The 19868-nt window shown below is 61.8% G+C and carries 21 protein-coding genes and 2 riboswitches; of the genes, 19 read left to right on the forward strand and 2 right to left on the reverse strand.

Annotated elements, in window-relative coordinates:
* Positions 1-59: 59 nt before the first annotated feature.
* Positions 60-268: riboswitch (cobalamin riboswitch) on the forward strand.
* Positions 269-351: 83 nt separating this feature from the next.
* The 7 genes from ACR0M2_RS07785 to cobJ are packed head-to-tail and all read left to right on the forward strand — an operon-like array spanning position 352 to position 8329.
* Positions 352-741 (forward strand): DUF1636 family protein, encoded by a 390-nt coding sequence (locus ACR0M2_RS07785; RefSeq protein WP_170410445.1) that lies wholly within the window; start codon positions 352-354, stop codon positions 739-741.
* Positions 738-1793 carry a cobalamin biosynthesis protein CobW gene (gene cobW / locus ACR0M2_RS07790; RefSeq protein WP_480704461.1) on the forward strand — a complete coding sequence of 352 codons (1056 nt, stop codon included), beginning with the start codon at positions 738-740 and terminating at the stop codon, positions 1791-1793. The genes ACR0M2_RS07785 and cobW overlap by 4 nt, the downstream gene beginning before the upstream one ends.
* A 3-nt stretch (positions 1794-1796) precedes the next feature.
* On the forward strand, positions 1797-5090 hold the full coding sequence (gene cobN, locus ACR0M2_RS07795) for a cobaltochelatase subunit CobN (RefSeq protein WP_480704463.1): 3294 nt from the start codon (positions 1797-1799) through the stop codon (positions 5088-5090).
* The gene (gene cobG / locus ACR0M2_RS07800) at positions 5087-6226 is read left to right on the forward strand and encodes a precorrin-3B synthase (RefSeq protein ID WP_170375978.1); all 1140 of its coding nucleotides are present in this window, start codon (positions 5087-5089) and stop codon (positions 6224-6226) included. The genes cobN and cobG overlap by 4 nt, the downstream gene beginning before the upstream one ends.
* Positions 6226-6855, forward strand: a complete 630-nt coding sequence (locus tag ACR0M2_RS07805) for a precorrin-8X methylmutase (protein WP_170375980.1) — start codon at positions 6226-6228, stop codon at positions 6853-6855. Before cobG ends, ACR0M2_RS07805 begins: the two co-directional genes overlap by 1 nt.
* Positions 6852-7580: a precorrin-2 C(20)-methyltransferase gene (locus ACR0M2_RS07810; protein ID WP_170349249.1), complete on the forward strand. Its 729-nt coding sequence runs from the start codon at positions 6852-6854 to the stop codon at positions 7578-7580. The genes ACR0M2_RS07805 and ACR0M2_RS07810 overlap by 4 nt, the downstream gene beginning before the upstream one ends.
* Positions 7577-8329: a precorrin-3B C(17)-methyltransferase gene (gene cobJ / locus ACR0M2_RS07815; RefSeq protein ID WP_480704465.1), complete on the forward strand. Its 753-nt coding sequence runs from the start codon at positions 7577-7579 to the stop codon at positions 8327-8329. The genes ACR0M2_RS07810 and cobJ overlap by 4 nt, the downstream gene beginning before the upstream one ends.
* Here cobJ and ACR0M2_RS07820 read toward each other — a convergent pair.
* A complete protein-coding gene (locus tag ACR0M2_RS07820; protein WP_480704467.1) occupies positions 8302-9051 on the reverse strand; it encodes a cobalt-precorrin-6A reductase in 750 nt (249 codons plus the stop codon). The genes cobJ and ACR0M2_RS07820 overlap by 28 nt on opposite strands.
* On the opposite strand from ACR0M2_RS07820, the gene cbiE reads away from it, so the two are divergent.
* The 9 genes from cbiE to ACR0M2_RS07865 all read left to right on the forward strand — a co-directional run bounded on the left by cbiE (position 9050) and on the right by ACR0M2_RS07865 (position 15897).
* Positions 9050-10249, forward strand: a complete 1200-nt coding sequence (gene cbiE, locus ACR0M2_RS07825) for a precorrin-6y C5,15-methyltransferase (decarboxylating) subunit CbiE (protein ID WP_480704469.1) — start codon at positions 9050-9052, stop codon at positions 10247-10249. The two genes, ACR0M2_RS07820 and cbiE, sit on opposite strands and share 2 nt — an antisense overlap.
* Positions 10246-10614: a cobalamin biosynthesis protein gene (locus ACR0M2_RS07830; protein WP_480704471.1), complete on the forward strand. Its 369-nt coding sequence runs from the start codon at positions 10246-10248 to the stop codon at positions 10612-10614. The genes cbiE and ACR0M2_RS07830 overlap by 4 nt, the downstream gene beginning before the upstream one ends.
* Positions 10611-11405, forward strand: a complete 795-nt coding sequence (cobM, locus tag ACR0M2_RS07835; protein ID WP_480704473.1) for a precorrin-4 C(11)-methyltransferase — start codon at positions 10611-10613, stop codon at positions 11403-11405. The genes ACR0M2_RS07830 and cobM overlap by 4 nt, the downstream gene beginning before the upstream one ends.
* Positions 11398-12714 (forward strand): cobyrinic acid a,c-diamide synthase CobB, encoded by a 1317-nt coding sequence (locus tag ACR0M2_RS07840; protein WP_480704474.1) that lies wholly within the window; start codon positions 11398-11400, stop codon positions 12712-12714. The genes cobM and ACR0M2_RS07840 overlap by 8 nt, the downstream gene beginning before the upstream one ends.
* On the forward strand, positions 12711-13439 hold the full coding sequence (cobA, locus tag ACR0M2_RS07845; RefSeq protein ID WP_480704475.1) for a uroporphyrinogen-III C-methyltransferase: 729 nt from the start codon (positions 12711-12713) through the stop codon (positions 13437-13439). Before ACR0M2_RS07840 ends, cobA begins: the two co-directional genes overlap by 4 nt.
* On the forward strand, positions 13432-14175 hold the full coding sequence (gene cobF / locus ACR0M2_RS07850; RefSeq protein ID WP_480704477.1) for a precorrin-6A synthase (deacetylating): 744 nt from the start codon (positions 13432-13434) through the stop codon (positions 14173-14175). Before cobA ends, cobF begins: the two co-directional genes overlap by 8 nt.
* 43 nt (positions 14176-14218) lie before the next feature.
* A riboswitch (cobalamin riboswitch) is annotated at positions 14219-14425 on the forward strand.
* Positions 14426-14461: 36 nt separating this feature from the next.
* Positions 14462-14632: a CbtB domain-containing protein gene (locus ACR0M2_RS07855; protein WP_170349258.1), complete on the forward strand. Its 171-nt coding sequence runs from the start codon at positions 14462-14464 to the stop codon at positions 14630-14632.
* A 4-nt stretch (positions 14633-14636) separates the two neighbouring features.
* Entirely contained in the window at positions 14637-15335 is a 699-nt protein-coding gene (locus ACR0M2_RS07860; RefSeq protein ID WP_170359221.1) for a CbtA family protein, read from the forward strand.
* Between the two features lie 67 nt (positions 15336-15402).
* Entirely contained in the window at positions 15403-15897 is a 495-nt protein-coding gene (locus ACR0M2_RS07865; RefSeq protein WP_170359223.1) for a hypothetical protein, read from the forward strand.
* Here ACR0M2_RS07865 and ACR0M2_RS07870 read toward each other — a convergent pair.
* Positions 15894-16238, reverse strand: a complete 345-nt coding sequence (locus ACR0M2_RS07870; RefSeq protein WP_226688257.1) for a DUF1636 family protein — start codon at positions 16236-16238, stop codon at positions 15894-15896. The genes ACR0M2_RS07865 and ACR0M2_RS07870 overlap by 4 nt on opposite strands.
* Before the next feature lie 141 nt (positions 16239-16379).
* Here ACR0M2_RS07870 and ACR0M2_RS07875 point away from each other — a divergent pair, with 141 nt between their 5' ends.
* From ACR0M2_RS07875 to ACR0M2_RS07885, 3 genes are all read left to right on the forward strand, one after another.
* On the forward strand, positions 16380-16838 hold the full coding sequence (locus ACR0M2_RS07875; RefSeq protein WP_480704479.1) for a DUF302 domain-containing protein: 459 nt from the start codon (positions 16380-16382) through the stop codon (positions 16836-16838).
* 79 nt (positions 16839-16917) lie between these two features.
* Positions 16918-18537, forward strand: coding sequence for a thiamine pyrophosphate-binding protein (locus ACR0M2_RS07880; RefSeq protein WP_480704481.1), 1620 nt, complete (start codon positions 16918-16920; stop codon positions 18535-18537).
* Entirely contained in the window at positions 18524-19708 is a 1185-nt protein-coding gene (locus ACR0M2_RS07885; RefSeq protein ID WP_480704483.1) for a CaiB/BaiF CoA transferase family protein, read from the forward strand. Before ACR0M2_RS07880 ends, ACR0M2_RS07885 begins: the two co-directional genes overlap by 14 nt.
* Positions 19709-19868: the final 160 nt, after the last annotated feature.

Here is a 19868-nt window from a genome sequence, read left to right on the forward strand (position 1 = left end):
CTTTTTTGGTTTGAACGATTTCACCATGCGCCTCGTGCTTGACAAGCCCCCTGCCCGTGCCGCATGTCGCATGCGTTGGTGTCCATCTTCGGATGGATGAAAAGGGAATGCGTCAGCGGGCAACCGTCAAACGCAGCCGCCCCCGCGACCGTGACCGGAGAGGGTGCCCAATGCCACTGGCCCGCAAGGCCGGGAAGGCGGGACATCTGCCGGGGCAAACGCCCCGACATCCGCAAGCCGGGAGACCTGCCAGCGCCCGAAGTTGAAACCGGACGGGGTGATCCGGTGTCGGGTCCATGTGCAGACGTGGCCCGCATGAAACCCCGTCCCCTGCAAAGAGGATTTGGGGGGATGAGAGACGTGACCGAGACTGCACCAGTCGAGCTGCTGGTCTGCACGACCTGTCGGCGTGGCCTGCCGATTGAAGACGATGCGCAACGTCCAGGTGCCCTGCTGCACATGGCACTGGAAGACGCAGATTTGCCCGAAGGTATCGTGCTGAAGCCGGTCGAGTGCCTGTCAAATTGCGATCAGGGTTGTTCCATAGTGCTGCGCGGCGGACCGACCCGCTGGACCTTTGTGTACGAAAACCTGAACGAAATCGACCATGTCGACACCATCGTCGAAGGCGTCACCAAGTATCTCGCCGCCGAAGACGGCTTGGTCAAATGGCGCGAACGTCCCGAACATTTCCGCAAAAACTGTGCGGCCCGTATTCCCCCGATTGGAGCCCTGAAATGAGCAACCTCGAAAAACTCCCCGTCACTGTGATCACCGGCTTTCTGGGTTCGGGCAAAACCACGCTGGTCAAACATCTAATGCAGAACCCGCAGGGCAAGCGTCTGGCCGTTGTCGTCAATGAGTTCGGCGATGTTGGCGTCGATGGCGATATCCTGAAGTCCTGCGCCATTCCCGATTGCCCGGCGGAAAATATCATGGAACTGGCCAATGGCTGCATCTGCTGCACCGTGGCCGATGATTTCATTCCGACCATCGAGGCGCTGATGGCACTGGAGCCGCGCCCTGATCACATCCTGATCGAAACGTCCGGTCTGGCTCTGCCAAAGCCGCTGTTGAAAGCGTTTGACTGGCCCGATATCCGCTCGAAAATCACCGTGGACGGCGTGATCGCCCTGGCCGATGCCGAGGCTGTTGCCGCCGGTCGCTTTGCCCCCAATGTCGAGGCGGTGGACGCCCAGCGCCTGGCCGATGACTCGATCGACCACGAAACACCCCTGTCCGAGGTTTTCGAGGATCAAATTTCCTGCGCCGACATCATCCTGCTGACCAAGCCCGATCTGGCTGGCCCGGAAGGCGTGGCAAAGGCCAAAGAAGTGATCGCAGCCGAGGCTCCGCGCTCCCTGCCCGTCGTCGAAGTTGCCGAAGGCGCTGTGGACGTGCGCGTCGTACTGGGGCTTGAGGCTGCCGCCGAGGATGACATGGACGCACGCCCGTCGCACCACGATGGCCACCACGATCATGAGCACGACGATTTCGAAAGCGTCATCGTCGAGTTGCCTGAACAGACCGACCCGGCCCGACTGGTCGCCAATATCGAGCGCTTGGCCAATGAGCTGAACATCCTGCGCGTCAAAGGTTATGCCGCGGTTCAGGGCAAGCCGATGCGTCTGTTGGTCCAGGCGGTTGGCGCACGCGTGCGACATCAGTACGACCGCCCATGGGAACCCGGCGAAGAGCGCCGCTCGCGTCTGGTGGTGATTGCCGAACATGACGACATCAAAGAGGCCGCGATCCGCGAGATCCTCGTGGGTGTGACCGAGGCCGCCGAGTAAGCCATGCACGTCGTCTTCCGCGAAAGCCACGGGCTCGAGGAAACCGAGACCCCGACCGATCTGGGCCAAAGCCCGGCGGATCTGGTGGTGCTGTCCTTTTCGGACAGCGACCTCGGAGCTTTCGCGGCAGGCTGGCATCGCGGTGGCGGGGCTGAGGGGCGGATGCCCACGATGCGGTTGGCCAATCTGACGGCGCTGAAACACCCTCTGTCCGTCGACACCTACGTCGAACAAACTCTGGAAGGTGCGAAAGGCATCCTGATCCGCCTGATCGGCGGCGTGCCTTATTGGTCCTATGGCCTGCAGCAGGTTCTGGCGCTGGCGCAGGACAAGGGCATCGCGCTGGCTGTCCTGCCAGCTGATGGGCGCGAAGATACGCGGTTGGACGACTTTTCCACCCTACCCGTTTCAACCCTGCGGCGGCTGGCGCATCTGTGCGATACCGGCGGCGAAGTTGCAGCGCAGGCCGCGCTGGCACAGATGGCGCTGGCGGCGGGGCTTTATGCAGGCCCTGTGATGGGCGCTAAAACCATCCCCGAATGCGGCGCCTGGTGCCCGGATCGTGGCGTGATCCCAGTGGAAAAGGCGTTCACGGGCGATGCAAAACGCATTCTCGTGAGTTTCTACCGCGCTTACCTGACCTCGGCGGACGCCGCCCCGGTCGCGGTCCTGATCCGTAACCTACGCGCGCGCGGGTTCGAGGCTGTGGGCCTGTTCGCGCCGTCGTTGAAAGCCCCAACCGCCGCCGAATGGTTGCGCGGAAATATCGTAGCAATGCAGCCGTCGGCCATCATCAACGCCACTTCATTCTCGGGCAAGGGCGCGTCTGGCACATCTCCGCTGGACGCGGCCAATGTCCCTGTGTTTCAGGTCGCTTTGTCAACTGCACGCCGCAAGGCCTGGGCCGAGGCGGAACGTGGCCTCTCGCCCGCCGACCTTGCCATGCACGTGGTGTTGCCCGAGGTAGACGGGCGGATTTCGGCGGGCATCGCCTCATTCAAAGAACCCGGGAAACGTGACCCACATCTGGAATACTCGCGATTTGCCCACCGGGCCGAAGATGAACGGATCGAGGCCATCATCGACCGGGTGACCGGGTGGCTAGCTTTGCATGACAAGCCCAAGGCCGATCAAACCCCGGTGCTGGTGCTGTCCACTTACCCTGGTAAGGACTGGCAGATGGCCCATGCTGTTGGGTTGGACGCGCTGGCCTCAGCCGAGGCGATGTTGGCCGATCTGCAGGGCGAAGGGTACGAAACCGCCCCCGCCCAACCCATTACCGAAACCCTGATGGATGCAAGGGTATCGTGGCCGCTTGCGGATTATCTGGCGGCGCTGGCCGATCTGCCGGATGAATTGCGCGGCGACCTCGAAACCGTTTGGGGGAGGCCCGAGGATGACCCAGCATTCACAGACGGCGCTTTCCAATTCACCGCCTTGCGCCGTGGCAAGGCGCTGATCGCGCTGCAACCCGAACGCGGCACGCCCGAGTTGCGCGAGGATGATTACCACGACCTCTCACGCACCCCACGCCACGGCTATGTGGCCTTTTATCTGTGGCTGCGCAGAGGGTTGGGTGCGGATGCGCTGATCCATATCGGCGCGCATGGCACGCTGGAATGGCTGCCCGGCAAATCGGTCGCCCTGTCGGCGAATTGCTGGCCCGAGGCGCTGATCCGCGATCTGCCGGTGATCTACCCCTTCATCGTCAATGACCCCGGCGAGGCCGCGCAGGCCAAGCGCCGGATCGGGGCGGTCACGCTGGGTCATATCCCACCCCCGATGAAGGAAAGCGGCACGCCCGACCGGATGGTGCGGCTGGAATCCCTGCTGGACGAGTTTTCGAACGCCGACGGGCTGGACCCCAAGCGCCGAGACCGACTGCAAGAAGATATCCGTGATGAGGCGCAGGCCATCGGGTTGGAAAGCGATCTGGGTCTGGATCAGGCCACCTGCACCGCCGAGGCAATCACCCGCATCGACCGGTTTGTCTGCGATATCAAGGAAAGCCAGTTCGGTGACGGGTTGCACATCTTTGGTCGCACGCCTGAGGTCACCGGTAATTTTGACCCCGCCTCTTCCGTCCGTGCGGAACGCAGGGCTCTGCTTGACGCGCTGGCGGGAAAACGGATCGAGGCCGGACCGTCCGGCTCACCCTATCGTGGGCGGTCGGATGTGCTGCCTACCGGTCGGAACCTCTATACCACCGATCCGCGTTCGGTTCCTACCCGCGCCGCCTATACCCAAGGCGTGAAGCTGGCCGAAGAGCTGGTGCGGCGGCATTTGCAAGAGGAAGGTGATTATCCCAAGGGCCTGATCGTCGACCTATGGGGCTCGGCCACCATGCGCACGGCAGGCGAAGAATTCGCCATGGCGCTGCACCTGTTGGGCGTCAAGCCAGTCTGGGACAAGGGGTCCGAGCGAGTGTCAGGCATCGAAGTGCTGCCGATCACCGATCTCAGCCGCCCTCGCCTAGATGTGACCCTGCGCGTATCGGGCCTGTTCCGCGACGTGTTCCCGACGCTTTCGGCACTGTTCGGTCAGGCCGTCCGTGCCTTGTCTGACCGTGATGAAGCCCCGGATTGGAACCCCTATGCCGGGCAAGCCCCTGCCGCGCGAGTCTTTGGCCCCGCGCCCGGCAGCTATGGCGTGAATATGACGCAACTGTCTGAAATCTATACCGATGAAGCCCGCGCGCAGGCGGGTGAAGCATGGCTGCAGGCAAGCTCTTTTGCGTTGGAGGGCGACCATATCGCGCAGGATGTCACCGGCATCACCGAACGCGTCGCCAATGCCGACAGCTTTGTCCACCTGCAGGACCTGACCGAGACCGACCTGCTACTGGCCAACGACTATGCCACGCACGAGGCCGGGTTTGCCGCTGCCAAGACCGTCACCGGCGGCAGCGCGCAATTGTACCACCTCGACAATACCAACCCCGACACTCCCCGCGCTCGTACCCTGTCCGAAGAAATCAGCCGCGTGGTTCATGCCCGCGCTGCCAATCCCGGCTGGATTGCAGGGATGCAACGGCACGGGTTCCGCGGGGCCGCAGAGATCGCGGCGACGCTGGACCATATGGCGTCTTTTGCCCACCTGTCCGGCACAGTCGCTCCGCACCTGTTCGATCTGTACCACGATGCCACGCTGGGTGACGCCGAGGTTGACGCCTTCCTGCAAGAGGCCAATCCGGAAGCACATCAAGCCATGCAGGACCGGTTCCGCGCATTGCTTGACGCGGGGTTGTGGAACACACGCCGGAACTCGATCCGCGCGGATCTGGAGGGGTTGGGATGAGCGCCCCCACCTCAAAACCTGTTGTTCAAGGCTGGTGCCCCGGCGCCCATCGTCCGATGATGTCGGGTGACGGGCTGGTGGTGCGGGTGCGCCCCCGGTTGGCACGTCTGAATGCGACGCAGGCTTTGGGCTTGTGCGAGTTGGCCGAGCGGTTTGGCAATGGCACCATCGACCTGACCAACCGAGCCAACCTGCAATTACGTGGTGTGAAAGAGGCCGATCACAAATCGTTGCTTTCTGAGCTTTCCGCGCTGGATCTTTTGGACGCCGAGCCGGGCATCGAAGTACGCCGCAACATTCTGGTTTCACCGCTTTACGAAACGGGCGATCTGACCGCGCGGCTGACGCAATCTTTGATCCATCGACTGGCAGACCTGCCAGCCTTGCCTGCGAAATTCGGTTTTGCCATCGACACTGGCCCGGCCCGTCTGATGGCCGCGGATTCTGCGGATATCCGGCTGGAGACCGGCGCGGAGGGCCTGATCCTTCGCGCCGATGGATGCGAGACGGGGCGCGCCGTCTCAGAGGTCGAAGCCATAGACCAGCTTATCGCGTTGGCTGAATGGTTTGCCGAAAACCAAACCTCGGACAATCGCCGCATGGCCCGCGTGGTCGCAGCACAAGCTTTGCCTTTGGAATGGCAAGGCAGCCCAGCCAACGCTGTTGGCTCACCGCTACAACCTGGCATTTGTGAACTGGGCACACTTTATGGTGCAGCATTCGGGCAACTGCCTGCGCGGCGTCTGTTCAGCTTGATCGAGGACACAGGCGCTTCCGCCCTGCGGGTGACCCCCTGGCGGCTGTTCCTGCTGGAAGGCGGGGCGGCGATCCCGGCCCCGGCCTTTGTCACAGATGGCACCGATCCGCTGATGACCACCGACGCCTGCCCCGGTGCACCGTTCTGCCCGCAGGCGCAGGTAGAAACCCGTGCTGTCGCCCGAGCGCTGGCACCGCATGTGGAAGGCAGCCTGCATGTGTCGGGCTGCTCAAAAGGATGCGCCCGAATGGGAACAGCGGATGTCACTTTGGTCGGTCGCGATGGACGATTTGACCTTGTCAAACACGGCCGCGCAGGGGATGAGCCCTGCCAACGCGGGCTGACCCCCGAAACACTTATGACCATGGACCTGACCTGATGCCCTATGAATATGAAACCGATGGCGCAGCGATCTATAAGGAAAGCTTTGCCACCATTCGGTCCGAGGCCGATCTGGCCCGGTTCGACGCCGACGAAGAGCAGGTTGCCGTCCGCATGATCCATGCCGCCGGGATGGTTGGGCTGGAAGAGTTCGTGCATTTCTCACCCGGCTTTGTGACCGCTGCCCGCACGGCACTGGAAAACGGCGCGCCAATCCTGTGTGACGCGCGCATGGTCAGCGAGGGCGTGACCCGGTTCCGCCTCCCCGCCGACAATGAAGTGATCTGCACCCTGCATGACGAACGCGTACGTCCGCTGGCCGCCGAGATGAGCAACACCCGTTCGGCCGCTGCGCTGGAATTGTGGCGCCCGCATCTTGAAGGTGCTGTTGTGGCCATCGGCAATGCTCCGACAGCACTCTTTCACCTGTTGAACATGCTGGAAGATCCCGACTGCCCGCGTCCTGCAGCCATCATCGGTTGCCCGGTGGGCTTTGTCGGCGCGGTCGAATCCAAGGACGCTTTGTGGGCGGCGCAACCGGTGCCATCCTGTATCGTCAAAGGTCGTCTGGGCGGCAGCGCCATCACCGTCGCCGCCGTCAACGCCATCGCGAGCCGCGCGGAATGAGCGCGGGCAAGATATACGGCGTCGGCCTTGGCCCCGGCGACCCGGACCTGATGAGCGTTCGGGCCGACCGTCTGCTGCGCAATGCGCGCCACGTGGCGTTTTTCCGCAAACCTGGCCGCAGCGGTCAGGCACGCAAGATCGTCAATGGCATGATCCCCGGCGATGCTGTGGAATTTCCGATGGAATATCCCGTCACCACCGAAATCCCCCTAACCGATCCGCGTTATAACGAGCTGCTGTCTGCCTTCTACAAAGACTGCGCCGCGCATTTGAAAACTCTGTCCGATGAAGGTGAGGATGTGGTGGTTTTGTGTGAAGGTGACCCATTTTTCTATGGGTCTTTCATGCATCTTTACAGCCGCTTGCGTGACGAAGCTGACGTCGAAGTCGTTCCCGCCATCACCGGTATGTCCGGCGCGTGGACAGCAACCGGTGACCCGATCACGTGGGGCGATGATGTCCTGACCGTTCTGGTCGGCACACTCCCCGAAGATACTCTGGCGGAACGCATGGCGCAGACCGATGCTTTGGTGGTGATGAAGATCGGGCGCAACATCGAAAAGGTGAAACGGGCCCTGAAAACGGCTGGCCTGTATGATCGAGCATGGATCGTCGAATACGCTCAGATGCCGAACCAGACCGTGACGAAACTGTCCGAGGCATGTGACAAGGTCACACCCTACTTCTCGATCATCATCGTGCATGGTCAGGGGCGGCGGCCATGAGCGGTTGGGTCAAGATCGCGGGTCTCGGCCCCGGAAACGAGGACCTTGTAACGCCCGAGGTTTCCGCCGCATTGGCCGAGGCCACGGATATCGTCGGCTATATCCCTTACGTCGCGCGCGTGGCCGAACGCCCCGGCCTGACGCTGCACGCCAGCGACAACCGCGTCGAGATTGACAGGTCGCAGCACGCGTTGCAGATGGCGGCCGAGGGGAAACGTGTGGTCGTTGTGTCCTCGGGCGATCCAGGCGTGTTTGCCATGGCGGCCGCCGTGTTTGAGGCGCTGGAAAATGGCCCTGTTGAATGGCGCGAAATTCCCATCGACGTGTTGCCGGGCATCACCGCGATGCTGGCCGCATCGGCGCGTGCGGGGGCACCTTTGGGGCATGATTTCTGTGCCATCAACCTCAGCGACAATCTGAAACCCTGGTCGCTGATCGAGAAACGGCTGCGATTGGCGGCGCAGGGTGATTTCGCGATGGCGTTTTACAACCCGCGCTCAAAATCCCGCCCCAAAGGCTTTGTTAAGACGCTGGAAATACTGCGCGAGGAATGTGAGCCCGAACGTCTGATCCTGTTCGCCCGCGCCGTATCCCGCGCGGATGAGGCGATCCGGGTTTCGACACTGGCCGAGGCAACGCCGGATATGGCGGACATGCAGACGGTGGTTATCGTGGGATCATCCCTGACCCGTGTGATTGATCGCAACAGCGCCCCGATCGTCTACACCCCGAGGTTCACACCGGAATGAGCCAGCCAGTCCAAAACCTGCGTTACGCTCGTCAGTTCGTGTCGTTGTGGCAGGATCGGACGGTCGATCATCAGTACGGGCAGGCCCAACGCCCGCGCGGCATCAATCTTGGCGCGCGCGCCGCTGCCGCCTGCGTTCTTGGATACGACCAATTCGATGTCATGGCGTTGCATCAGCGCCCGGTCATCCGCTTCGGAAAACGGCCCGCGCGACACAACCACATCGCAATTCGGCACGGGCAATTCACCGGGTTCATCCACCAGCCGCAGCAGGTAGTGGTGTTGGGGCTGGGCGGCGAAGTCCTCAAGGTGCATCCGCCCCACGGCCAGAAAGACACGTTGCGCCAGGCCGGACAGGGCAGCCACTGCGCCGTCGATATGAGAAACGTGCTGCCAGCGGTCCCCGTCTTGCGCCGTCCAGGCCGGACGGGTCAGCGCAGCCAGCGGCAGCCCGGTATCGCGGCAGGCGGCAATGGCGTTCAGGCTCATTTGTGCGGCAAAGGGATGAGTTGCATCGATCACGTGGGTGATCGCGTGATCCCAAAGGTACTGCGCCAACCCCTGCGCGCCGCCAAAACCACCGACACGCACAGGCAAGGGTTGCGGGCGGGGGTTATCGACCCGTCCGGCATAGGAATAGGTTGCCGGAACGCCCTGCTCGGCCACGGCCTTAGCCAGCGCGTTGGCCTCGGTCGTACCGCCAAGGATCAGGAGGTGTGTCATGCTTAAAGCTCCGTGGCTGACCGTTCTGGGCTTGGGCGAAGATGGACTGGATGGCCTGCCACCGGCAAGCCGTCAAGTGCTGGAACGCGCCGAAATCGTCATGGGCCCGCCGCGGCACCTGTCGCTGATTCCAGAAACCGGCGCGCAGAGGGTTGAGTGGCCTGTGCCTTTCTCCGATGGCCTTCCGATGCTGGCCGGCTTTCGGGGCCGTCCGACTGTGGTTCTCGCCTCGGGCGATCCCTTCTGGTTTGGTGCAGGTTCAGTTATCGCGCGCAATTTCGAGGCTGGCGAATGGACTGCCCTGCCCGGCCAATCGACCTTTTCACTGGCCGCTGCGCGATTGGGCTGGCCGCTAGAGAACACGCTGACCTTCGGCCTGCACGCGGCCCCGCTGACCCGGTTGCGTCCTGATCTGGCACCGGGAGTACGCGCCATCCTTCTGTTGCGGGACGGCAAGGCAGTGGCGGAACTGGCGACCTACCTAACCGAAACTGGATTTCCTGACACCCGCCTGCATGTGATGGAGGCTCTGGGCGGCCCTCGCGAACGGGCGCGCAGTGTATCGCTGACCGAAGCGCTGCTGGGCGGATTCGACCACCCGGTCTGCGTCGGGCTTGAGGTTGCAGGCGAAGGCCGCGCCTTTCCAAAGGCGTCGGGCAAGCCGGACGAGATTTTTGAAACCGATGGCCAAATTACCAAGCGCCCCGTGCGGGCGTTAACTCTGTCGGCACTGGCGCCGCAGCGGGGCGAACACCTTTGGGATATCGGCGGCGGCACGGGTTCGATCAGCATCGAATGGCTGATGTGTGACCCGACCCTGACGGCCACAACCATCGAACCCCGCGCAGATCGCGCCGAACGCATTCGGCGCAACGCTGATACGCTGGGCCAGGACCGATTGAATGTTGTGCACGGCACTGCTCCGGGCTCACTGGGTGGTCTGACCTTGCCGGACGTGGTTTTCATCGGCGGTGGTCTCAGCACCGAACTGATGGAATGGCTGCAAGCCGCCCTACCCAAAGGCACAAGGCTGGTCGCCAACGCGGTGACGTTGGAAAGCGAAGCTTTGCTCGCGCAATGGCAAGACAAGCTGGGCGGCGAGCTGTTGCGGATCGAACTGGCGCAAGCCTCGGCACTTGGCCCCCGGCGCGGCTGGAAGTCCGCTTATCCGGTGGTGCAGTGGAGCGTCACCCTATGATCGTCGCGGGATTGGGATTTTCATCTACGGCCACGTTGGACAGCCTGCGCGCGGCCTTTGACCGGGCCAGCGACGGGCAGCGCGTGGATGCGCTGGCCACGGTGGCGGACAAAGACGGACATCCTGCGTTGATCGAATTCGCCTCGGCCATCGCACTGCCCTTGCATTTCGTCGCCCCTGCCGATCTGGCCGGGCAGCGCACGCTCACCTGCTCGAACCGCAGCCGCGCCACGTATGGCACCGGCAGCGTGGCCGAAGCATCCGCCCTTGCCGCTGCCGGATCCGGTGCGCGGCTGACCTCACCCAGACAAATCTCAGACGACCGGCTGGCCACCTGCGCCATAGCCATCGGAGGACAAGCATGACTGTTCATTTCATTGGCGCCGGTCCGGGCGCTGCCGACCTGCTGACCCTGCGCGGACGTGATATCATCGCGTCTTGCCCGGTATGCCTTTACGCCGGGTCGCTGGTGCCCGAGGAAATCCTTGGTCACTGTCCCGAGGACGCAAAGATCGTAAACACCGCGTCGATGGATCTGGATCAGATCATGGCCGAGATCGAGACCGCACATCAGGCTGGTCAGGATGTGGCGCGCCTGCATTCCGGCGACCTGTCGGTCTGGTCAGCGATGGGTGAACAAATCAGACGGCTGAAAGAGATGGGCATCCCGGTCAGCGTGACGCCGGGCGTGCCGTCCTTTGCTGCTGCGGCGGCTTCACTGGGAACCGAGCTGACCCTGCCTGGACTGGCACAATCCGTGGTGCTGACCCGGACGCCGGGCCGTGCATCCTCGATGCCCGAAGGTGAGACGCTGGAGAATTTTGCCCGCACCGGTGCGACTTTGGCCATTCACCTGTCGATCGGCAATCTGGACAAGGTGATTGCCGATCTGACCCCCGCCTATGGCGCGGACTGCCCGGTGGCCGTGGTGTATCGCGCCAGTTGGCCGGATGAGAGGATCATCCGCGCCACGCTGGACACCTTGAAAGAGGCGCTGGATGAAAGCATCTCGCGCACCGCACTGATCATAGTGGGTCCGGCGCTGGCAGGCGAAGGGTTCGATGAAAGTTGCCTGTATTCAAAGGATTACGACCGTCGCTATCGCCCCCAAAGCGCCGATAGCCCGTGGTCAAGCTGGAGCCACGGTGATGACTAACCCCCCGGGCCTTCTGATTTCGGCCCCATCGTCGGGTACTGGTAAAACAACGGTCATGCTGGGCCTGTTGCGGGCCTTGGCCGAGGATGGGCTGACCGTGCAACCGTTCAAGAGCGGTCCGGACTACATTGATCCTGCCTTTCACCGGGCAGCAGCCGGGCGGGCCTCGTTTAATCTGGACAGTTGGGCTATGGGTGACCCGTTGCTGAGTGCGATTTCGGCTCAGGCTGAGGGTGCGGATATCGTGGTCGCCGAGGGATCGATGGGGCTGTTTGACGGCGTCGCCAAGCCGGGCGAGCTGGGGCACGGGTCCAGCGCCGAAACCGCCCAGCGCATGGGCTGGCCTGTGGTGCTGGTGCTGGATGTGGGCGGTCAGGCGCAATCAGCGGCGGCAACTGCACTGGGGTTTCGGATGTACAACCCCGATCTGCCCTTTGCCGGTGTAATCCTGAACCGTTGCGCCAGCCCGCGGCACGAGCGTCTGACGCGTCTGGGTATGGAGCGCGCGGGTCTGCCAGTTCTGGGCGTTTTGCCCCGACGCGGTGATCTGACCCTGCCGGAACGCCATCTGGGTCTGATTCAGGCCGTTGAGCATCCCGATCTGGAAAGCGCAATTGTCGGCTATGCCGCGTTTCTGCGCGAACATGTGGATCTTGAGGCGGTCAAGGCGGCGGCTTCCTCAGGCCCCAATGGGCCATCGTCAGCCGCGCTACCGCGCCCTCCGGCGCAACGGATTGCGCTGGCCCGCGATGCCGCGTTTTCCTTTACCTATCCGCATTTGCTGGAAGGCTGGCGCGCTGCGGGTGCAGAAATTCTGCCGTTTTCACCTCTGGCGAACGAGGCACCTGCTGCCGATGCCGATCTTGTCTGGCTGCCCGGTGGCTATCCGGAATTGCATGCGGGCACACTGGCTGCCGCCGACACGTTCCAGACCGGACTGCGCAAACACGCTGAGTCCAAACCCGTGCATGGGGAATGCGGTGGATACATGGCGCTGGGACAGGCCTTAATCGACAAAGACGGCGAGCGACATCAGATGGCAGGCCTGCTGGGGCTGGTGACCTCGTATGAAAAGCGCAAGTTCAATCTGGGGTATCGGCGCGCAGAATTGCTGGCCCCGATGCCCGGTTTTGCAGCCGACACAGCTCTGCGGGGGCATGAATTCCATTATTCTTCGATCGTAGAACAGCCGGACGTACCGCTGGCGCGGGTGTTTGATGCTGAAGGTGCTGAAGGGCCGCAAACAGGTTCGGTGCGCGGGAACGTCACCGGTACGTTCTTTCACCTGATCGCCGAGGCCTCGGCATGAGCGGTTTCGTATCCTTCATAGGTTCCGGCCCCGGCGATCCTGATCTTTTGACCCTGAAAGCAGTCGACCGGATGCAAAAAGCAGATGCGGTGCTGTTTGATGACCTCAGCAGCGGCCCAATCCTAAGTCATGCGCATGACGATGCAGATCTGGTGGGCGTGGGCAAACGGGCCGGGCGACCCTCACCCAAGCAGGATCACGTAAGCCGCCTGTTGGTGGATTACGCCAAGACCGGCGCTCGCGTGGTGCGATTGAAATCTGGTGATGGCGGGTTGTTCGGCAGGCTGGAGGAAGAACTGGTTGCCCTGCGTGCGGCCGGGGTCGAATATGAAATCATCCCTGGCATCCCCTCGGCGGTTGCGGCGGCGGCAGCAGCAGGAATACCCCTGACACGACGCCTCACTGCGCGGCGGGTGCAATTTGTCACTGGCCACGATGTCAGTGGCAAACTGCCCGAAGATCTGAACCTGCCCGCGCTGGCCGATCCGGATGCAACGACTGTGGTGTTCATGGGCAAACGGACCTTTCCCCTGTTGGTACATGCACTGCATGAGCATGGCCTGCCGCTGGAAACACCAGCCCTGATGGCCGAATCCGTATCGACTCCCGACCAGAGCCTGCACCGTGCAACAATTGGCGCGCTGTCGCAAAAGCTGGAGGCCGAGATCGGCACAGCCCCGGCGCTGATCCTGTATGGCCCGTTGGCAGAGTTCGACGATGTTTGAGTTGTCTCTGATCGGAATTGGCACTGGCAACCCGGATCACGTGACCTTGCAAGGGGCAAATGCCATCCGCGATGCAGACCTGATCCTGATCCCGCACAAGGGCGAGAACAAGGCTGATCTGGCCGGGTTGCGCGAAGAGATCATTGCAGCTGTGACTGACACTCCGCCGCAGATCGCCTATTTCGACATTCCCAAGCGCCGGGCCGATGATGGTTATCTGCGCGGGGTCGACGAATGGCATGATGCCATTGCCCTGCGCTGGCACGAGGCGATTGCGGCCCACCCGAATGCGCGACAAGTGGCGCTGCTGATCTGGGGCGACCCGTCGCTTTATGACAGCTCGCTGCGAATCGCGTCGCGGCTGGACCCTGAGCCCACGACACGGGTGATCCCTGGCATCACCGCGCTGCAGGCATTGACGGCCGCCCACGCCATCCCGATCAATGATCTGGGCGCCCCTTTTGTTGTGACTACCGGACGGCGGATCAGGGATGAAGGCTGGCCGGCAACTGCCTCGAAAGTAGCGGTAATGCTGGATGGCGAGTGTTCGTTTCAATCCCTGGACATGGCCGATTATGACATCTGGTGGGGTGCCTATGTCGGCATGAAAGAGGAAATCCTGATCAAAGGCGCTTTGACCGATGTAGCGCAGGAGCTTCTGGACACCCGCGCCAAGGCACGTGCCGATCATGGCTGGATCATGGATATCTATTTGCTGAAAAAGCGCGTGATCTGACCTAAAAGGTCGCAAATGACGATTGCACCAGCGGCACCATAGAGGCTAAATGAACGCGTCTGGTCCTGCCGGAGACATCCGGATGCTAAGAGGGAATGTGGTGCGACTGCCATGGCAGCCAAATCCACAGCCGCCCCCGCGACTGTAAGCGGAGAGCCCCTGTTCAACCAGCCACTCCTGTTCTCAGGGGGAAGGCGAACAGAGGCATCGACCCGCAAGCCAGGAGACCTGCCAGGCGACAATTGAAACACCGGCCGTCGGGTGCGGCGGCAAAGGAGAATAAAAGATGGCAACACAAACGCAAACAGCATCCGCCTCGCGCGCTGGTATCCTTCCGGTCATGTTCGCGGTGGTTCTGGGTCTGGGTATCATCACCCTGACCGGTCACGTACAGGCCGCGGCGCTGCATGACGCAGCACACGACGTGCGCCACGCGACCGGCTTCCCCTGCCACTAAGACCATGTTCAGTCGTATACTGACCAGCGCGTTGTTCGCTGGTGCTGCAGCGGGGCTGATAGCCGCCTTGCTGCAGTTGGTCTTTGTGCAACCTGTTTTGTTGCACGCGGAGCTGTACGAATCCGGCGAGTTGGTGCACTTCGGAGCCGAAGCCGTTTCGGCGCATCCCGAATTACCGGGCATGTTCTCGGAACTGACCCGTGACGCGCTGAGCGTCATTTTCACCATGCTGACCTATACCGGTTACGCGCTGCTGATGGTTGCCCTGATGTCCGTGGCCGAAGGCCAGGGCCACACGATTGATGGCCGCACCGGCGTGCTTTGGGGTCTGGCTGGGTTCATCGCCTTTCATCTGGCGCCTGGCTTTACCCTGGCACCAGAGGTGCCTGGTGTAGCGGCGGCTGACGTCTATGCCCGACAGGTCTGGTGGTTTGCCACTGTTGGTGCTGCGCTTGTTGCGCTGTGGTTGATTGCGTTTGGCGGCAACCTGATCAGCTATGTGATCGCAGCAGCCCTGTTGCTGGCACCCCATCTGATCGGTGCGCCCGAACCGGATGTGTTCACCGGCCCCGTCCCGACCGAGATCGGCGCTCTGTTCGCCGCTCGCGCCTTTGGCATCGGTCTGGTGGCCTGGGTTCTGGTCGGTGCCTTTGCCGGGTATTTCTGGCAAAGCGAAGGCAAACGCGTCGAAGCAGCGGCCTGATCCTCTTATATAATGACGCGCCGGGTTCTGCCCGGCGCGTTTCTTTTTGCCCTAAAGGAAAGAAAAAATGGCACGCTCACTTGCCCTTTTTGCAATCGGCCTTGTGTTCGGTGGTGGTGCTGGTTTTGTGCTAGCGGCAGCCAATGGCGTCACGTTTGACGGCCACGATCATGGCGATCCATCCCATCACGGCGGCGCGCATGCCGAAGCGATGGCCCATGACCATTCGACCACGGTAAACCTGCCCGCAGGGGCGGACGCCCCCAGTGTTGCAATCGCGCTGACCCAGGACCCGATGGCCGGGTGGAACCTGCACGTCATGCCGCAGAATTTCCGGTTTGCCCCGGAAAACGCGTCAACAGCCGACGTAGACGGCGAAGGCCACGCGCATGTTTACATCAATGGCGAGAAACTAGCCCGGCTCTACGGCAACTGGATACACATCCCCGACCTTCCCAAGGGAGAGGTCGAGGTTTCGGTTTCGCTGAACGCAAACAGCCACAGCGCACTGACGGTCGACAACGTACCGGTCAGCGCTGCCGTGACCGTTCAGGTCGATTAAAGCGCCGGTATCCGCGCGCGCAAACACATCCGAAGTCGCCCGCAGGGTCGGGCGTCTTCGATCCAACCTGCGGGACTGTCCAAATAGGCTTTGCAGGTCGCGACGATGTCTTCGGCATCGGTAACGATATCGACCCCCGAAAACACGTAAGACGCCCGTCCTGCGGCCTGCAATGCCAATGCGGTCGGCTCAGCGCAGCCACTGAAACAGGCGTGATCAGAGATGACGACCCGACCATTCAGCCCTGCACGCACCAGCGCGTTATCCACGGCCTGCCTCTCGGCCACTCGGTCACGCGTTCCCGCACAACTGCTGCAAATCAATAGGCGTATCGGGTCCACGTGTGGCCTCGTGTTTGATGGTTTGCATGTTTCTGCGGCTTTCTGGACGTCGGCGCAATCCTGAATACGCACGGAAATGTGCGTGCGCGGAACTCGAATTTCTGGCATCACTCAGACAGTCACATTGAACGAGGCACCGTCATGCGCACGCTTTTGGGTTTGCTCTGTCTTCTCGCCCTGCCTGTCCGGGCCGAGGAACCATTGTCGGGTTGGGCAGTGTATCCAACCGTCAAAAGCTATGAAGAACTGGTCGCGGATACGAAGGCTGCGGTGAAGGAAAACGGGTTGATCGTGGTCACGCAGGCTGGTCCGACCAAGGCGGCTGCAGCCCGTGGCATCACTATACCCGGCAATCTGGTGATCGGTGCCTTCAACAACGACTATGCCGTGCGCGTTCTGGAAACCTCTGTCAGTGCAATGATCGAAGCGCCGATTCGCTTTTACGTGACTGAGAACGACGACGGCACCGCCACCCTGTCCTACAAAACGCCCAGCTTTGTCTTTGCCCCCTATGTGTACGAGGGCGGAGAGCCTTTGCTCGATATTGCCCAAGAACTTGACACAAAGTTTCAGTCAGTGGCGGAATCCGCAGCCAAATAGTCACACTGACGTGAACCTGCTTGCGTCTGGCTACGTCCTCCGCAATCTGCTGAGCAACGAAAACTTCGGAGCATAACGAATGCAGGACCTCTCCCCCCGCGCGGCTGACCTTTTGGCCCAAAGACTATACGAGGCCGGATGCCGCCACGCTTTTGGCATGCCAGGCGGAGAGGTTCTGACGCTGGTGGATGCTCTGGAACAGGCTGGGATCACCTTTCACCTGACCAAACACGAAAACGCCGCCGGCTTCATGGCAGAGGCTGTCCACCACCGTGATGGCGCGCCTGCCATTCTGGTGGCCACACTGGGCCCCGGCGCAATGAATGGAATCAACGTTGTTGCCAACGCGCTGCAGGACCGGGTGCCGATGATTGTTCTGACCGGCTGCGTCGATGCGGATGAGGCGCTGACCTACACCCATCAGGTGATGGATCACGCGCAGGTTTACCACTCAATCACCAAGGGAACATTTACACTGACGGCGCAGGGCGCAGATGTGGTCGCAGACAAGGCGGTATCACTAGCCAACCAGCCCCGCCCCGGTCCGGTTCATATTGACGTGCCGATCTCGGTCGCGGATATGCGCGTATCCGGGAGCAAACGCCGCCGTCTGGTCAAACCCGCTGCGGTCGCGCCCGAAGGGAACTGTGTTGAGAAAGCCCGCCGCTGGGTGACCGAGGCCGAACGCCCCATCGCGATCGTGGGTCTGGACGTGCTTTATGACGACTCGCGCAATGTGGTGCAGGCGTTTCTGGAACATTTCAACATCCCCTTCGTGACCACCTACAAAGCTAAGGGCGTCGTGCCCGAGGATCATCCATTGTGCCTGGGCGGCGCAGGTTTGTCGCCCTTGGCCGACAAGCATCTGGTGCCGTTGGTCAAACAATCCGATCTGGTGTTGTGTCTGGGGTATGACCCGATCGAAATGCGCCCTGGCTGGCGCGAGATCTGGGACCCCGAGGAAAAGCGCGTCATCGATATCTCGGCCGTCGTCAACGATCATTACATGCATCAAGCCGGGTTGAATCTGGTCGCCCACACGGGCGCCACGCTAGAAGCCATCGCCAAGGGGAACCCCGCCCGCGCGACGTGGCCGGGTGGTGAACCCGCGCAGGTTAAAGCCGCACTGGCGCAGGCCTTCCCCGCGGATGATGACTGGGGCCCGGCGGCCGTGATCGCCGAATCTCGCGCCGCCCTGCCCGCTGATACGCTGGCCACCGCCGACAGCGGCGCGCATCGTATCCTGCTGAGCCAGATGTGGGAGTGCCACGAAGAACGCGGGCTGATCCAATCCTCGGCCCTGTGTACCATGGGCTGCGCCGTACCGATGGCCATTGGCCTGAAACTGGCTGAGCCTGACCGCCCGGTCATCAGTTTCTCGGGCGATGCTGGTTTTCTGATGGTTGCCGGAGAGCTGTCGACCGCAGCCGAGATGGGCTGCAATCCGATTTTTCTGGTCTTTGTCGACGCCAGTCTTGCGCTGATCGAGTTGAAACAGCGCCAGCGTCAGATGGGCAATATGGGCGTGGATTTCGACCGCCACGACTTTGCCGCCATGGGGCAAGCCTTTGGTGGCTATGGACATACCGTCCGCAACCGCGCAGAACTGCGGTCGGCGCTGGAGCAGGCGGTCAAAGCCGACCGCTTTACCGTCATCGCTGCAGAAATCGAGCGTGGAGGATATGATGGCCGGATCTGAGGGACCGCTGAAAGGCGTCAAGGTGCTGGATCTCAGCCGCATTCTGGCTGGGCCAACCTGTACGCAGCTGCTGGGCGATTTGGGCGCCAACGTCATCAAGATCGAAAACCCGGCCAGTGGCGGCGATGATACCCGGCAATGGGGCCCTCCTTACGTTGAAGACGCTCAGGGCAACCGCTCGGACCTGAGTGCGTATTTCATGTCGGCCAACCGCAACAAGAAATCCGTCGCCATCGACATCACTACGCCCGAAGGCCAGGCTGAAATCAAACGGCTGGCATCGCATGCCGATATCCTGATCGAGAATTTCAAACCCGGCGGGCTGGCGAAATACGGGCTGGATTACGCCACGCTATCGCCGGAGTTCCCGAGCCTCGTCTATTGCTCGATCTCGGGCTATGGCCAGACCGGGCCGAATGCGTCCAAGCCCGGCTATGACCTGATGGCGCAAGGTTATGGCGGGATCATGTCGCTGACCGGCGACCCCGAAGGCGCACCGATGAAGGTGGGTGTTGGCATCGCTGATGTGATGTGCGGAATGTATGCCTGCGTTGGCATTCTAGCCGCTCTGCGCCACCGGGATCAAACCGGCGAAGGCCAGCAGATCGACCTGGCATTGGTCGACTCACAAGTTGCCTGGCTGATCAACGAGGGCGTCAATTACCTGACCTCGGGCAATGTTCCGCAACGGCGGGGCAACGGGCATCCCAACATTGTGCCTTATGACGTTTACGAAACTTCGGATGGCCATGTGATTCTGGCCGTGGGCAATGACGGACAGTTCCGCCGTTTCTGCGACTTTATCGGGCGGCCCGAGCTGGCCAATGATCCGCGCTTTGCGACCAACCCGGCGCGCCTGGAAAATCGCGATGCTTTGAACGCAGTTCTGCTCCCGGCGGTTCAAGCCCATGACACTGCCACCGTCATCGCCGAGCTGGAAGACCGCAAAGTACCCGTCGGCCCGGTGCGGACTTTGGATCAGGTTTTTGCCTCGGATCAGGTCGCGGCTCGGCAAATGCAGATCGCCATGCAGGCGGCACCGGGGACAGTGCAGCTGATCGGGAATCCGCTGAAATTGTCACGCACTCCGGTCACCTATCGCGCTGCCCCGCCCGAATTCGGGGCGGACACTCAGGCCGTTTTGAACGCCAAAAATCCATTCGAAGATTGAAACACTGTGTCCGTTTCGGCGGCATGTTGCTGAAACATGCCGTTGAATCGGCGGTTTTTTTCACGTTTTACACACACGGCTTTTCACCAATTCGAGAGCAGAGGCGATACTGATACGACGCCGTCAGAGTCTCTGCTACATCGAATAGTGTAGAAAATTA

The sequence above is a fragment of the Ruegeria sp. BE10 genome (genome assembly GCF_056538905.1).